Origin of the sequence: Calothrix sp. CCY 0018, assembly GCF_963920925.1 — a bacterium.
Lineage (GTDB): Bacteria > Cyanobacteriota > Cyanobacteriia > Cyanobacteriales > Nostocaceae > Rivularia.
In genome coordinates, this window is sequence record NZ_CAWUDI010000010.1 from 1 (window position 1) to 14,801 (window position 14,801).

Annotated in this window: 11 protein-coding genes; 3 read left to right on the forward strand and 8 right to left on the reverse strand. The window is 40.4% G+C overall.

What is annotated here, in order from left to right; all coding sequences use genetic code 11:
* Positions 1-252: 252 nt before the first annotated feature.
* On the reverse strand, positions 253-1,050 hold the full coding sequence (locus tag ACM03V_RS09365; protein WP_414620497.1) for an inositol monophosphatase family protein: 798 nt from the start codon (positions 1,048-1,050) through the stop codon (positions 253-255).
* A gap of 54 nt (positions 1,051-1,104) precedes the next feature.
* Complete coding sequence (locus ACM03V_RS09370; RefSeq protein WP_414620498.1) at positions 1,105-2,589, reverse strand: BCD family MFS transporter; 1,485 nt, start codon at positions 2,587-2,589, stop codon at positions 1,105-1,107.
* A gap of 157 nt (positions 2,590-2,746) precedes the next feature.
* Here ACM03V_RS09370 and ACM03V_RS09375 point away from each other — a divergent pair, with 157 nt between their 5' ends.
* Positions 2,747-3,697 carry an aldo/keto reductase gene (locus ACM03V_RS09375; protein WP_414620499.1) on the forward strand — a complete coding sequence of 317 codons (951 nt, stop codon included), beginning with the start codon at positions 2,747-2,749 and terminating at the stop codon, positions 3,695-3,697.
* Between the two features lie 455 nt (positions 3,698-4,152).
* On the opposite strand, the gene ACM03V_RS09380 is transcribed toward ACM03V_RS09375, so the two are convergent.
* The 3 genes from ACM03V_RS09380 to ACM03V_RS09390 form a co-directional block, all read right to left on the reverse strand.
* Complete coding sequence (locus ACM03V_RS09380; protein ID WP_414620500.1) at positions 4,153-5,694, reverse strand: DEAD/DEAH box helicase; 1,542 nt, start codon at positions 5,692-5,694, stop codon at positions 4,153-4,155.
* A 103-nt stretch (positions 5,695-5,797) separates the two neighbouring features.
* The gene (gene rimO / locus ACM03V_RS09385; RefSeq protein WP_414620501.1) at positions 5,798-7,120 is read right to left on the reverse strand and encodes a 30S ribosomal protein S12 methylthiotransferase RimO; all 1,323 of its coding nucleotides are present in this window, start codon (positions 7,118-7,120) and stop codon (positions 5,798-5,800) included.
* Between the two features lie 735 nt (positions 7,121-7,855).
* Positions 7,856-9,076 (reverse strand): RNA-guided endonuclease InsQ/TnpB family protein, encoded by a 1,221-nt coding sequence (locus ACM03V_RS09390; RefSeq protein ID WP_414620502.1) that lies wholly within the window; start codon positions 9,074-9,076, stop codon positions 7,856-7,858.
* A gap of 336 nt (positions 9,077-9,412) precedes the next feature.
* Here ACM03V_RS09390 and btpA point away from each other — a divergent pair, with 336 nt between their 5' ends.
* A complete protein-coding gene (btpA, locus tag ACM03V_RS09395; RefSeq protein ID WP_414620503.1) occupies positions 9,413-10,261 on the forward strand; it encodes a photosystem I biogenesis protein BtpA in 849 nt (282 codons plus the stop codon).
* A gap of 284 nt (positions 10,262-10,545) precedes the next feature.
* On the opposite strand, the gene ACM03V_RS09400 is transcribed toward btpA, so the two are convergent.
* Together ACM03V_RS09400 and ACM03V_RS09405 are read right to left on the reverse strand one after the other, a co-directional pair.
* Positions 10,546-10,638 (reverse strand): hypothetical protein, encoded by a 93-nt coding sequence (locus tag ACM03V_RS09400; protein ID WP_414620504.1) that lies wholly within the window; start codon positions 10,636-10,638, stop codon positions 10,546-10,548.
* Entirely contained in the window at positions 10,623-10,811 is a 189-nt protein-coding gene (locus tag ACM03V_RS09405) for a helix-turn-helix domain-containing protein (protein ID WP_414620505.1), read from the reverse strand. Before ACM03V_RS09405 ends, ACM03V_RS09400 begins: the two co-directional genes overlap by 16 nt.
* 492 nt (positions 10,812-11,303) lie before the next feature.
* On the opposite strand from ACM03V_RS09405, the gene ACM03V_RS09410 reads away from it, so the two are divergent.
* A complete protein-coding gene (locus ACM03V_RS09410; RefSeq protein WP_414620506.1) occupies positions 11,304-12,326 on the forward strand; it encodes a vitamin K epoxide reductase family protein in 1,023 nt (340 codons plus the stop codon).
* Positions 12,327-12,770: 444 nt separating this feature from the next.
* Here the strand turns inward: ACM03V_RS09410 and dnaK are convergent, their stop codons facing one another.
* Positions 12,771-14,693: a molecular chaperone DnaK gene (dnaK, locus tag ACM03V_RS09415; protein WP_414620507.1), complete on the reverse strand. Its 1,923-nt coding sequence runs from the start codon at positions 14,691-14,693 to the stop codon at positions 12,771-12,773.
* Between the last annotated feature and the right edge of the window lie 108 nt (positions 14,694-14,801).

Sequence of the window (14,801 nt, forward strand, 5' to 3'; positions counted from 1 at the left end):
GTCGTAACCCAACATTGGTATTTGAGATATTATGAAATACCAATAATAAAGATGTAGGTTGGGTTAGACACGAAAATAATTTAAGTAGGCAACGTGAATTGATGATTATCGTGTCGTAACCCAACATTGGTATTTGAGATATTATGAAATACCAATAATAAAGATGTTGGGTTACGGCGCATAGATTAATATCTAGTCAAAAACTACCATTCTTCGTGCGCCTAACCCAACCTACAAGCTAACAACTAACGACTAACAACTAACCACAAAAGGTTTAAATACCTCAATTAATTCTGGTTTACTTACAGCCAAAGTAGGTATAGATTTCGCGCTATAATCTTCACCTACAATCAAAGGAAAAGGCTCGGATTTCAAAGATATCCAAAAACCTCCCGCAGCTTGTAAAATAACCCAAGCTCCGGCAATATCCCATACCTTGGGTGTCGCTTCAACAGCACCCAATACTGCTCCCGTTGCTACCGTGAGAAAATTATAGCTAGCAACACCAAGCATTCTAATTTTAGAAGGAAAATCTGGAGTAATTATCGACGTGCTGCGAGAGCATACGTTGAAAAAATGATTTTTACTAATTTCATCATCACTGGTTTTAATTAGAAGATTATTGCGAAATGCTCCCTGTGGTAAATCCAATCCAGAATCACCTTGCCAATAACCGTGAAAAGCTTCATTGGTAGGAGGAGCATAAACATAACCAAATACAGGTGTACCCTTGTAAAGCAAGCCTAGAGAAATACACCAGATAGGAATTCCCCTCGTAAAGTTAGTAGTACCATCCAAAGGATCGACAATCCAGCACCACTCATTATCAGGAAAAACTTTATCATTCTCCTCGCTGAGAACACCATGATTGGGAAATTGAGCCTTAATAAACTCTCGAATTTGATTATCAGCCCATTTATCGGCTTTCGTCACCAAACTACCATCAGCTTTATTATCGGCTTGCACCTTACCAAAATCTTGCATTAACTGCTTTCCGACTCTAACAGTAGTAGTTTGACAAAATTCTAAAATAGTATTCCAATCGTTCATATCTGAAAAGGTAATTGATAATTGATAATTGATAATTGATAATTGATAATTGATTTAATCTAATTCACCTTCCAAAATCGAACTTATCGCCACCTTCGCATTGCTTTGAAATTCTTTAACACTAATTCTACGTAGTAATAAAATTGCAAAAATCATTCCTATTGCTTGCAGTAAAAATACCAACCCATAAGCCATTGCTGGTAACTCAAACAGCATTTTACCTAAATTTAGAAAACCTCCACCAAGCACTGTCGCAGAACCTCTAGCCATTGATTGCGCTAATCCCCAAGCACCGATAAACGTACCCGCAGTTTCCGCCGCAGTCAAATCCAGCATTAAACTTGTAGCTCCTGCTGTCAGCATTCCAGATGATAAACCGAAAAATAGTAAACTACCCATCAATAAGCTTTTGCTAGCAGTCAATCCCGCCATAATAATAAAAATATTGCTGATTGCTGCGCTAATACATCCAAATTTAGTAGTATTTTTCTTTCCCAAACGAGGTACTACTAAAAAGCCACTTGAAGCAATCCCGATTAAAGTACCGATACCAAAAGGAACGTTTAATCTTGTGGTTTCAGCAATACACATTCCAAAAACTTCACCACCATAAGGCTCTAATATTGAATCTTGCATAAAAAGACTTATACTTAATATCAGTAAAAATCCGAAGAATAAACCTGTTTGACGGTTAGCGGTAAGAACTTTTAGTGCTTTTTTTAAAGTTATTTGATCTTCTCTTTCAACAGCTTGAGAACGTAAAGAGTAACGCGAATATTTTTTTTCTACCCCAAAAGTTGCTAAAATACACAGCCCAAAAACTATGGCTGGCATAATAATAAATACGGGATTGATTACAGCTTGGAGTTGCCCAATATCAGCTATTTTTTCAGTTTGAGCAGGATTGTAAGATAATATAGCCGCGCCGCAAACTTCTGGTGTTTCCAATAATCTAGAACTGACAATCGCTCCTATTACAATACCAACCATCAACATTGACCAAACAACCCCAATCAATTTAGAACGGTTGTCTTCGTCGGTTACATCTACTAACAAAGCCGCAAAAGGAGTAGAACTTGCACTGAGAGCTAAACCGTAAAGTGCAAAAATTAATGCCAATATTGCAGTCCAAGCGTAGGTTTGAAAACTCCACCCACGAGCCTGCAAACTAAAGCCTAACTGCCACACAACTTGCAGCGCTACAAATGAAATAACAGTAAAAAAAGCTGCTCCAATCCATACATACCCAGAACGATGATAGCCACCAATCGGCTTTGCATCGGACATTTGCCCAAACCAAATTCGCGCTGGGCTGACAAACTGGTACATGGCGATCGCACCTGCTGCAATCAAGGGTAAAACCTTAAGTTCGTCAATCATGACTCTGTTAAGTACACCCAATGTCAAAAGTGACATAATCCCCAGCCCCATTTGAAACAAACCCAAGCGAAACATTGTTAAAAGCTTGATTCTAGGAAGCGATTTTATTTTTTCCGAGTTGTTAGATTCTGGATTCGGTAAAGAATCGCTGTTTGCCATAACTACTTAAACGTAAAAATATAAATAAAGTCGAAGTAACCAAAATTAATTGGTTGCTGCTTTGCTATTATCCCACTAACGATTCATCAATAAAGCTTTCAATATCAACAACAGCGATACACTTAAAGTAAAGTATTGTAAAAATATTTAGTTACCAGTGGAAAACATCACATTAGGACAAAACGCTGTATCAGTCACCCCTTTGTGTCTTGGTACTTGGGCTTGGGGCGATAAACTATTTTGGAATTATGGCAATGACTACGGTTCGGAACAGGTAGAACAAGCTTTTGACGCTGCGATCGAAGCTGGCATTACTTTTTTTGATACTGCGGAAGTCTACGGGTTAGGACTATCAGAAGAATTGCTGGGAAAATTTATCAAAAAAACGGACAAAGAGGTGCAGGTAGCTACAAAATTTGGTCCTTTACCTTGGCGATTTTCGGCTGAATCTGTCAGTGAAGCATTAACAGAAAGTCTTAAACGTCTTCAAGTAGAGCAAATCGCTTTGTATCAAGTTCATTGGCCTTTTACTTTTTTCATGAGCCAGGAAACATTGATGAATGCTTTAGCAACTGAGGTAGAAAGAGGCAGAATTAAAACAATTGGTGTAAGTAATTACTCTCAAGAGCAAATGCAGGAAGCACACCAAATTTTAGCTCGTCGCGGCATACCTTTGGCAGTTAATCAAGTGCGTTATTCTTTATTAACTCGTCAAGTTGAAAGTCAGGGAATTATTGCTACGGCGAAACAATTAGGCGTGACAATTTTAGCTTACAGCCCTTTAGCTCAAGGTTTACTTACAGGTAAATATTCTTTAGATAGCAGTGTGAAACCTACAGGAGCAAGAAGCATAGATCCGCGTTTTAGTAAAGATAACTTACAAAAAATTGACCCAGTAATATCTTTATTACGCATCATCGGCGAAAAATACAATCGTACTCCCGCACAAGTTGCTCTTAACTGGTTAATTGCTCAAGGTAATGTAATCCCAATTTCCGGAGTAAAAACAGCAGAACAAGTTCAACAAAATGCTGGTGCCCTAAATTGGAAATTAAGCGACGATGAAGTTACTCAATTAGAGCAAATTAGTCGTCCTTGGTTAAATTAATTATTATTAGGTTAAAGGTCAAAACTCCTAACTCCTAACTCCTAACTGTTCCCTGTTCCCTATTCCCTATTCCCTATTCCCAACTCCTAACTCCTAACTCCTAACTCCTAAAAACAATAACTGGCTCCATTGCTTTCTTCTAAACTTACTTCTGAATTATCCAGAAGTATGAAGCTTGCATTGAAACCAGTTGCTTTGCGATTTAACACGCTTGGCTTAATTTTTTGGAAATATCAAGTTCGATTGATTCTACATTTATCTTCGGTTGTAGTTCAACTCATAACCGTTCAAAATTTTCCAGCTACCTATCAGTCTTTAACAGCCTTGTCAATAATTTAAGTAGTCAAACGAACCTGATATATTTGATGATTTCTCTACCAGTATTGCTCTATATGAAATATGAAATCAAGTAACCAGTAGAGATCCCGCCTTCTAGAAGAAAACCAAATCTAAATTTAAGATGCTGATTCTTTAGCAGCACTAGAAGATGTTTCCCGATCGTTTGATTTTAGTTTTGGCTTGGAGCTTGTACCACCACCGGCATTGCCACCACCACGTTTTCCATCTCTATTTTTACCTTCTCCCCAACGACGGCCGCCTCGATCGCTATTTGAACGACGCGATCCTCCACCACGAAGTTTGGGTTTTGCTGAAGAAGTAAAATTCTTTGCATCTTCTTCAGGTATGCTATCTGCTTTTAACCAATCTGGACGGGTTTGATCGTAAGCGATTTGTAATGCTGCTGCTGCGATCGCATGAGCATCATATTCTTCACTTAGTTCGCGCACTATCGGTAAAAATGAAGCCAAACGTTCGCCACTTAAAGCTTCTTTAACCTGAACTTGCAATTTTACCAACTGTTTCGCTTCAATTTGAGCGCGGGTTGGAATCGAAATCATTTCCCAGTTCTGCTTGTTATGGCGTTCGATAACTTGCTGTTTGCGTCGCTCGAATGACTGTACCAAGGAAATCGCAGTTCCTTCTTTTCCGGCTCTACCAGTACGACCAATACGGTGAACGTAAGTTTCTACACTATCAGGTAAATCAAAGTTAATTACGTGGGTAAGTTCGTCAACATCCAAACCTCTGGCAGCAATATCAGTTGCTACAACCCAACGAACTTGACGATTGCGGAAGCGTCCTAATAACCTTTCCCGCGCTTGCTGAGATAAATCGCCGTGATATTCATCAACGCTATGACCTGCTCCTTGCAACTGATTTGTTAGTTCTGCTGCGGTGCGTCGGGTACGAACGAAAATCAACGCCGTATCGGGATCTTCCATTTCCAAGATCGGCTGTAAAGCTCTTGCTTTCGTCCAGTGACGCGGTATTAAGTAAGCGACCTGATTAATTTTATTCGGAGCCGCTTTTGGCTGTTGAACCGTTACCGTTACGGGATCGTTTAAGTATTTATTCACCAACTGGCGAATTGAAGGCGGCATTGTGGCGGAGAATAAAGCGGTTTGACGTTCTTTTGGTGCCCGAGAAAGAATTTTCTCTACATCATCAATAAAGCCCATGCTCAACATTTCATCGGCTTCATCCAACACAAACCATTTCACCTGGTCGAGCTTCAAACAGCCCCGATCCAACAAATCAATGATTCGTCCTGGAGTTCCGACGACAACGTGAACGCCGCGCTTAAGCTGCATCATTTGACGGTCAATTGATTGACCACCATATATTGCCAATATTTTCAATCTTTGACTGCCAACAAATTCAGCAACAGCACTATGAACTTGAATTGCTAGCTCGCGGGTTGGAGCTAAAACTACTGCCTGTACTGCTTTGTGATCGGCATCTATTCTTTCCAAAATTGGTAAAGAAAATGCTGCTGTTTTACCCGTTCCAGTCTGGGATTGACCGACTACATCGCGACCGGATAACAGTTGAGGAATTGCTTGTTCTTGAATGTTTGTAGGTGTGCTAAAACCTAGTTTCTCTAATTGTGCAAGGCGTTGTTCTGAAATTCCTAAATCTTCAAAAGTAAGACTCATCAATTCTCCTATGTTTTAAGTTTAATCTTCAATAAATCATTTTTTGCGTTAATTGTTGACCATTAGTCAAGCAAAATTGATAACTAACAGCCAAAATTTACAGCTAAAAAACTTTTACGACTTCACCATATAAGTCGTATGCATCCGCAGCGTCAATCTTCACTTTGGCGATGCTCCCCAAACTTGCTTCCCCACGAACATATATTTGTCCGTCAACTTCTGGAGCAAATCGACTAGAACGACCGATTAGTTCTGCCCGAATGGGATTTTCTTGCTCAATTAACACATCAACTACTTTGCCAACTTCGAGTTGATTATTTTTCAAGGAAATTGGCTGCTGAGTTTGCATTAATATATCTCGCCGCTCATCCATTATTTCTTGCGGCAACTGGTTCGGTAGATTATAGGCTTTTGTTCCTTCCTCCGGTGAAAAAGTGAAAACACCCACATGATCGAACTCGTGACGTTCAACAAACTGGCGTAGATCCACAAAATGCTCGTCTGTTTCGCCAGGAAAACCCACAATGAAGGTTGTTCGCAATACGGCATTTGGCAATGCCCGCTTTATATTTTCAATAACTGTATCGTTCACCTGTCCTTGCCAGGGACGATTCATAGCGCGAAGAATTTCAGGGTGGGAATGCTGTAATGGCAAATCTAAATAAGGTAAAACATTTGCTGTTTCTTTTATAGCCGCAATTACCTCTGGGGTTAACCCCGTTGGATAAGCATAATGCATCCTAATCCACGGTACATTCACTTTACCCAGAGCGCGAAGTAATTCTGCTAACTGCGGTTTACCGTAAATATCTATACCGTAATTTGTAGTAATTTGGGAAATTAATATTATCTCCCGTACTCCTTGAGATGCCAACTGTTCTGCTTCAGCAACAATTGATTCAATGGTACGCGAACGTTGGTTTCCTCTTAAATGAGGAATTATACAAAACGCGCAACGATAATCACATCCTTCAGCAACCCTTAAGTAAGCTACACCTTCTGAAGTAGTCCGATAGCGAGGCGTTGTTTCATCGGCAATAAAAGTTGGTTCGGCACTTACTTGCTTGACACGTTCGCCAAGCTGGGTTCGCTCAATGACATTTACGATTTTATCGTAATCGCCCGTACCTACAACTGCTACTGCTTCAGGCAACTCTTCCAATAACTGCTCTTGGAAATGTTGCGCCATGCAACCAGTAATTACTATTTTCTTATCAGCTTCTGCTAATTCAACTAAAGTTTTAACAGACTCTTCTCGCGCTGCTGCGATAAAGCTACAAGTATTGACAATAACGTAATCCGCTAATTCTTCATTGCTATCTACGCCGTAACCTGCTTCTACCAGCAGACCAAGCATATGCTCTGTATCAATGCGATTTTTCTCGCAGCCAAGGTGAGAAATTGCGATTGTTGGCTTATCACCCATATTATAAAAGATATTTTACTGTTTCGAGTTGAACGTTTAAGCGAACGAAAAGGCGAGTGAAGGAATTTTGCCATGAAATATCGCAAAACTCATAGATGCTTAGTCTACTCTTTTTACCCGACATCAACCAACTATAAATTAAGGTTTTATCTAAATCGGAAATTAAGCAGATTGTGCTATGACATCGTATGTACTTTTAATTACACATAAGATATTGAATAGTTTTTCACGATCGCTCAGCCTGTTGTAGTTTTCTTTTACATACTGTTAATAAATGGTATTCGACATTACCGCAGTCCCTACAATACTGATTTACTCCTTAGGAAGCAGCCGACCGAAGTCGGTTTATGTAGAGAAGTCGCTACCCTATGATGTAATCCCAGGCTGAGTTACGCTTTAGTCAGCGGTAATATTACCCTTTTCCCTTTGGATTACCTGTATCCGTTGCAGCCTACACTGTTATAAATAAAGCTGCAAGCCGCTGCATCTCGGAGCGGCAGACTCCTCTTTTACCATGTTTTATCTTAACATATCTTATGAAATATTTTTTGCCAAATTACTTCTCTTGGAGGAGGTATCTGAACTATTTTATCTAAATATTTGACAAAGACAAATACTTTCATATTGCTGCTTACTTAAAAAGGGTACTCGAAGAATTTATTCGTTTTTGATTCAGAGATAGCGGTAATCCGGTTGACGTTCTTCCTGCTCGTAAACGAGCGGGGATTCACTTCATTACTGAAGTGGTTTCCTCTTTCTACGAGTCGGCTTGCGAGGTTGTGTTTCCACTTCCACGTAGAGGTCATTCTCTCCGGAGGCGTTAATTCCGTTGCGCCCCAACGTATTTGATAATTGGCTTAAAGCAGCTTTTAAAATATTTATTGCGGCGTTTTCGTCTCTATCGGCAACATAATTACAATAGGGACATTTATGAGTTCTAGTACTTAAAGTTTTTACTACTTTTTCACCACAGTTAGAACAATTTTGTGAGGTATATTTCGGCTCCACAGCTATTACCGGAACGGAATAAACTGTTCCAAAATACTCAAGCCATTCCCTAAATTTATACCAAGCTGCATCACCGATTGATTTAGCCAGATGATGATTTTTGATCATATTCCGCACCATTAGGTTTTCAACTGCTACCAAGTCGTTAGACTGTATGACGCGCTGGGCTAACTTACATACCCAATCGTTACGTTTGCGTGAAACCTTGAGATGCGCTCTACCCAATCGATTTTTAGCTTTAATCCGATTTTTACTTGCCTTTGTAGTACGAGATAAACGACGTTGATACTTTTTTATTTTTCGTTCGGACTTGATTAAAAATCTCGGATTATCTACCTTGTTGCCTTCAGAATCGGTGTAAAAATGATTTAAACCAAGATCTAAGCCAGTTTGTTTTTTAGTTAATTCTTTATTCTCCTTTCTCGTATAGTCAATCAAAAACTGAGCATAATAACCATCATGTCTTCTAACAATTCGTATGCGCTTTATTTGTTTGAGTTGATAAAAATGTAGATTACGAGTCCCCCATAATTTAAAAGTTCCTGCCCAATGTTCGTCAGTTAAACTTAGATCACGCCTATCGTCAGATAATTTCCAACCAGAAGTTTTATATTCAACTGATGCTCTAACTTGATATTTTTTAAATTTAGGATATCCTTGTTTCCCAGAATTTTTGGCTTTACAATTACGATAAAATCTTTCAATTGCTGCCCAAGCCCTTTCGGCATGAGCTTGTCTAGCCATTGAGTTTAATTGTTTTACCCAGGGATATTCGGGATTATCGGATAAAACCTTACAATAAGCATAGGCTTGGTTACGACTTTTAATTTTTTTGTCTATCCAAGCACGAATTATAGAATTACGCACGAATCGACCAGTACGAATCGCTTGGTCTAACTGTTCATATTGGTCGATGGTTCCTTCTAATTTTGCTTCGTAGACAATCATTTTATCGTAGCCTGCAACGATAAAATTGTAGCCTAGATGTTGGCTGGCTTACATCATCGCCCGCCCTATAACGATGAGGCTTTACGCGCCTTGTCAGGTAAAATAGTCTTCGTGTGTTTTTTTGTTTGGTTTAACCAAGCATATAGATCGCTGCTTGGCTGGTTAATTCCTCTACTAAAGAAAGGTTTACGGCCGGTGTTTTTTGCTTTCTGTCCTTGCTACAGAATACATTTAGGATATTGGTTGTAGTAACACAATTGTTGCTAAGGCTAAATATTGGCGCAAAAGAGCGTTGTCCGTTCGGGAAACCACACAGAGTCCGTAAAAAAAAAAGACGTGGATTTATATCATTTATTTAAAACACGAAGACCCGTTATTGGTGTGGTTCACTTGTTACCGCTACCAACTTCACCGCGTTGGGGAGGTAGTCTCAAAGCGGTAATCGACCGTGCCGAACAAGAAGCTGTTGCCCTTGCTAGTGGGGGAATTGACGGCATTATTGTCGAGAATTTTTTTGATGCGCCGTTTACTAAAAATCGGGTAGACCCTGCGGTTGTAAGCGCTATGACTGTTGTAGTGCAGCGCATACAAAACCTGATTACTTTGCCTATAGGTTTAAATGTATTGCGAAACGACGCTCACAGCGCGATCGCCATTGCAAGTTGTACTGGAGCGCAGTTTATCCGCGTTAACGTGCTGACTGGGGTAATGGCAACAGATCAAGGATTAATCGAAGGAGAGGCACATCAGTTACTAAGATACCGTCGAGAATTAGGTAGCGAGGTGAAAATTCTCGCGGATGTATTGGTGAAGCACGCTCGCCCTTTAGGTTCGGTTAATTTAACTACTGCCGTCCAAGACACCATCGAGCGTGGATTAGCAGATGCAGTGATTTTGTCAGGTTGGGCTACAGGCGATCCCCCAAATCCCGAAGACTTGGAACTAGCATCGAGAGCGGCAAAAGGTACTCCAGTATTTGTTGGTAGTGGAGCTAGTTGGGATAATATTGCTACACTCATGCAAGCTGCTGACGGTGTAATAGTTTCTAGTTCTTTGAAACGCCACGGCAATCGCGACCAAACAATAGACCCAATCCGTGTCAGTCAGTTTGTGGAGGCTGCTCGGCGAAATTTTAACCTAGGAGCGAGAACCGAATCAGTATCTTCTTTAAAGCTACATTCGTGACGTACTCCCAACACTCAACACTATATTACTTAGCATTACTTAGCGATCGCTAAGTAATATAGTGTGGGCTTCTCAACTCACATTAAGAACTTGGTGCTTCATTGGGAATCTATTGATTCTTCCTCCACATCCAGCTTGACCGCTAGACCTTTAACGGCTGCAATGGCCCTGTTTACTATGATTTTTCCACTAGTACACCACGGCTTAAATAAGGCAACCATTAAAAATGGCTGAAAAGCTTAGAAAATCAAACTTCTTACTTCTTACTTCTTACTTCTTACTTCTTACTTCCGCCAAGCGGTACTAGCCACATCACGAGGCATGATGACATGACATTCTGGACAATTATGTACCCTGACACTCAAGTCTTTAGGCACATCGGTCCCACATTCGGGGCAAAGTTGACTCTACACTTTCTGCTATTTATCCAGTCTTTTCTTTGTCGCAGTGCGTAATTATAGACACGGCGACATTGTTCAAGCCAATCAAGCATCTTAGCTTCTTGGTCGATATCTGGATGAATGCGGTATGTATAAGTTAAGATTTCCATAATCATATTCTTACAGATTTTGCTGCCTTGTTAGAAAATCTATGGATTGCAAAATTTTCAGGCATCGAGGCTTCAATTTTGCTCAGGCGTGGCTGTATCCTAACGGCAACACCTTGGGCGCAACTACTGCTCCCGTCTTAAATCGCCCTAGCTTTTCGCACGGACTTATCCACCCCCGAACCCACGACAGTTAAATGCGGAAATTGGGAATAATGGTGGTTTGCATTTGTAGTAGTTACCAACAAATCTGCGGAACAGCAATAAAAAAGATTTTTATTGTTTGATTTATTGTTTGAATGCTTGAGGTCTAATTATTTTAAGTCTAGTTACACTAAAAGTAACTTCGGATTCTTGCAGCTAATTTTAGTTTTAACTAAATTAAGCTATAGCAATCCGATTTTAATTACGGAACTGTATATAGATTTAGAATAATATTTCCTAAATTATTCCCCTTAACCGATTTATTAATCCCAATTAATAATGTTTTAGCTTATGATTCGTCGTCGTTCTACTCCTTGGATTCATCGCTTCTCACGTTTGCTCATCGCAGGAATCGCTTCCTGTGGTGCTTTAGTCACTGGTTATCTGACCATTGTTAAGCTATCGGGAGGAGAAGCGGCTTGTACTGCTTCTTCTGCTGCTGCGGGTACGGGTGCTGGATGTAATAGCGTTCTTTCAAGTCCTTGGGCAGAAGTTCTTGGGCAACCATTAGCGTTATTCGGATTTCTAGCATATTTCAGTATGCTGATTTTTGCTCTTGCGCCTTTACTTTTAAAAGGCGGAGAAAATAAAGAACAGCGTCAGAAATTAGAAAACTTAACATGGACTTTTCTGCTGATCGGCTCAATTGCCATGACGGTTTTCAGCAGCTATCTAATGTTCGTATTATTTAGTTATCTCAAAACTACTTGCCCCTACTGTATTGCATCGGCTCTGTTTTCTCTAACTATGTTAGTGCTGACAATTATTGGCCGTAGTTGGGAAGATATCAGTCAAATCTTCTTTACCGCAGTTATCGTGGGAATGGTAACGCTAATAGGCACTTTAGGCGTTTACGCTGGTGTGACACCAGGTGGTAGTGTTCAAACCGATTCTCCTAACGCAGCACAAGTTGCTGAAGATGGAAAAATTACTTTTACTCCTACTAGAGATAATCCTCCTCAACCAGGAGTTGGCTGGGAAGTTACCACCACTTCTGGGGAAGCGGAAATAGCATTGGCGCGTCACCTCAAAGAAATTGGAGCCAAAGAATATATTGCATGGTGGTGTCCTCATTGTCACGATCAGAAGCTATTGTTTGGCAAGGAAGCTTATGAAGAAGTTCCCCATACAGATTGCGCTCCTGCTGATACTCCTAACGATCAAAAACCGGAGTGTAAAACAGCTGGGATTCAAAGTTATCCCACTTGGAAGATAAAGGGTAAAACTTATACCGGAGCGCAGAGTCTTGAGGAACTAGCAAAAGTTTCTGGTTACGAAGGTCCGACTAATTTCAAGTATTATCTGAATCGTTAATTTTCTTTTGATTTATTGTCATAAAGGTACAAAAGATTAAGTTTTTAAGTCAACAGAGGTATATACTTCTGTTGGCTTTTTTATAAGAGGATGTTTTAAAAGTGGGGGGCTATTGTAAGAAAGCTCACAAGGTTTAAGCTCAAATTGAAGACATATGCATCATTAGAGCCATGAAAGACAGCATATCTTATGAATCTGACATGGGAACAGTGGTTGTTAATTGAAGACCTGTTTCCGGAACCATTGCCTGGTGGTCGTCCACTCGTCCACGTACTGTAGCAATTTATGCAGTAGTAAATGCGATTTTATACGTTTTGATTATTGTTTTTAAAAACTGGATTTATTTTAGGGACAATTAAACCAAAAATCCCCACATTCCAATAAATGCAGGGATAAAAAATATTATTTGAAATAAAGGTGAGCAAAAACCTCACCTCTATATAACTACTTAGACTCGGTGAAGTCAGCGTCAATTACATCATCACCACTTGGGGAAGCACCTGCATCACCAGTCGCACCGTCGGGAGCTTCACCACCGGGAGCAGCACCATCGGGAGCAGCACCAGCTTGTTGATACATATTGCTACCAACTGTGAATAATGCTTGTTGCAATTCTGGCATTACCTTTTGAATTTGCTCGTCGTCTTCTTTGGTGACGGCTTCTTTCAAATCTTTGACTAAACCTTCGATTTTGGTTTTGTCTTCTTCGGGGACTTTATCTCCCAATTCTTGCAACTGCTTTTCTGCTTGATATGCCAAGGAATCAGCTTGGTTTTTGCGGTCAATTTTCTCGCGACGTTCTTTGTCGGTTGAGGAGAAGCTTTCAGCTTCATTAACCATTCTTTCAACTTCGGTTTTATCCAAAGTGGAAGCACCAGTAATACTGATGGATTGTTCCTTACCAGTACCTTTGTCTTTCGCGGTAACGTTCAAGATACCGTTAGCATCAATATCGAAAACAACTTCAATTTGAGGTACTCCACGAGGTGCGGGAGGAATTCCATCAAGACGGAAAGTTCCCAAGCTCTTGTTGTCGTTGGACATTTCACGCTCGCCTTGGAGTACGTGAATTTCTACGTTGGTTTGTCCGTCAACTGCGGTGGAGAATACTTCTGACTTCTTGGTAGGAATGGTGGTGTTGCGAGGAATAATCTTGGTCATTACGCCACCAAGGGTTTCTACACCCAAAGACAACGGACTTACGTCTAAAAGTAAAATTCCGGTAACTTCACCAGACAGTACGCCAGCTTGAATTGCAGCACCAACAGCTACAACTTCGTCAGGGTTAACTGTTTGGTTGGGTTCCTTACCTAATACGCGCTTAACTACTTCTTTTACTGCGGGAATACGAGTAGAACCACCAACCAATACGATTTCATCAATATTATCTTTGGTTAATTTTGCGTCGCGCAATGCATTTTCAACCGGAATGCGACTGCGATCGATTAAGTTCGAGCAAATTTCTTCAAACTTACCGCGAGTTAAGGTTGTATCCAAATGCTTGGGACCATCCTGAGTTGCGGTAATGAATGGTAAGTTAATTTCGGTTTGAGTAACGCTCGAAAGTTCGATTTTAGCTTTTTCTGCGGCTTCAGTTAAGCGTTGTAAAGCTTGCTTATCCTTCCGTAAGTCTAAGCCTTCTTGCTTTTGAAATTCTTCAGCTAAATAATCAACAATCTTTTTATCAAAGTCGTCACCACCAAGGTGAGTATCTCCAGAAGTAGAAAGTACTTCAAATACGCCGTCGCCAACTTCTAAGATCGATACGTCGAAGGTACCACCACCAAGGTCAAATACCAAGATGGTTTCGTTGCTCTTCTTATCCAAACCATACGCCAAAGAAGCAGCAGTAGGTTCGTTGATAATCCGCATTACTTCAATACCGGCAATCTTACCAGCATCTTTAGTTGCTTGACGCTGAGAGTCGTTAAAGTATGCAGGAACGGTGATTACTGCTTGGGTAATAGTTTCGCCAGTGTACTTACTAGCGTCGTCAACTAGCTTGCGGAGAACTTGCGAGGAAATTTCTTCCGGAGCAAACTGCTTACCAGCTTGAGGACAATCGAGTTTAACGTTGCCGTTGCTGTCTTTAACTACTTTGTAAGAAACTTCGGTTGCTTCGTGGGTGATTTCTTCCTGCTTGCGCCCTAAGAAACGCTTAACCGAGTAGAAAGTGTTCTCCGGATTCATCACCGCTTGACGCTTAGCGATTTGTCCGACAAGGCGATCGCCATTTTTCGCGAAAGCAACAACACTAGGTGTAGTGCGAAAACCTTCGGCGTTAGCAATAACTGTGGGCTTCCCACCTTCCATTACTGCTACGCAAGAATTAGTTGTACCTAAGTCAATTCCAACTACTTTTGCCATTTTCTTTTTGGCTCCGTATAACTACAAAAACAATGAATGAGAATATAAAAGGTTTAATTTTGAGGTAACTGGCTCTTAAAAGCAACCACTAAAGGCATCAATATGAAA

What these genes read in the sequence shown, in the direction of transcription:
- ACM03V_RS09370 (WP_414620498.1), bottom strand. Translation starts at nt 2,589, where the DNA reads ATGGCAAACAGCGATTCTTTACCGAATCCAGAATCTAACAACTCGGAA.
- ACM03V_RS09410 (WP_414620506.1), top strand. Translation starts at nt 11,304, where the DNA reads ATGATTCGTCGTCGTTCTACTCCTTGGATTCATCGCTTCTCACGTTTG.
- dnaK (WP_414620507.1), bottom strand. Translation starts at nt 14,693, where the DNA reads ATGGCAAAAGTAGTTGGAATTGACTTAGGTACAACTAATTCTTGCGTA.
- ACM03V_RS09365 (WP_414620497.1), bottom strand. Translation starts at nt 1,050, where the DNA reads ATGAACGATTGGAATACTATTTTAGAATTTTGTCAAACTACTACTGTT.
- ACM03V_RS09380 (WP_414620500.1), bottom strand. Translation starts at nt 5,694, where the DNA reads ATGAGTCTTACTTTTGAAGATTTAGGAATTTCAGAACAACGCCTTGCA.
- ACM03V_RS09405 (WP_414620505.1), bottom strand. Translation starts at nt 10,811, where the DNA reads ATGGAAATCTTAACTTATACATACCGCATTCATCCAGATATCGACCAA.
- ACM03V_RS09390 (WP_414620502.1), bottom strand. Translation starts at nt 9,076, where the DNA reads ATGATTGTCTACGAAGCAAAATTAGAAGGAACCATCGACCAATATGAA.
- rimO (WP_414620501.1), bottom strand. Translation starts at nt 7,120, where the DNA reads ATGGGTGATAAGCCAACAATCGCAATTTCTCACCTTGGCTGCGAGAAA.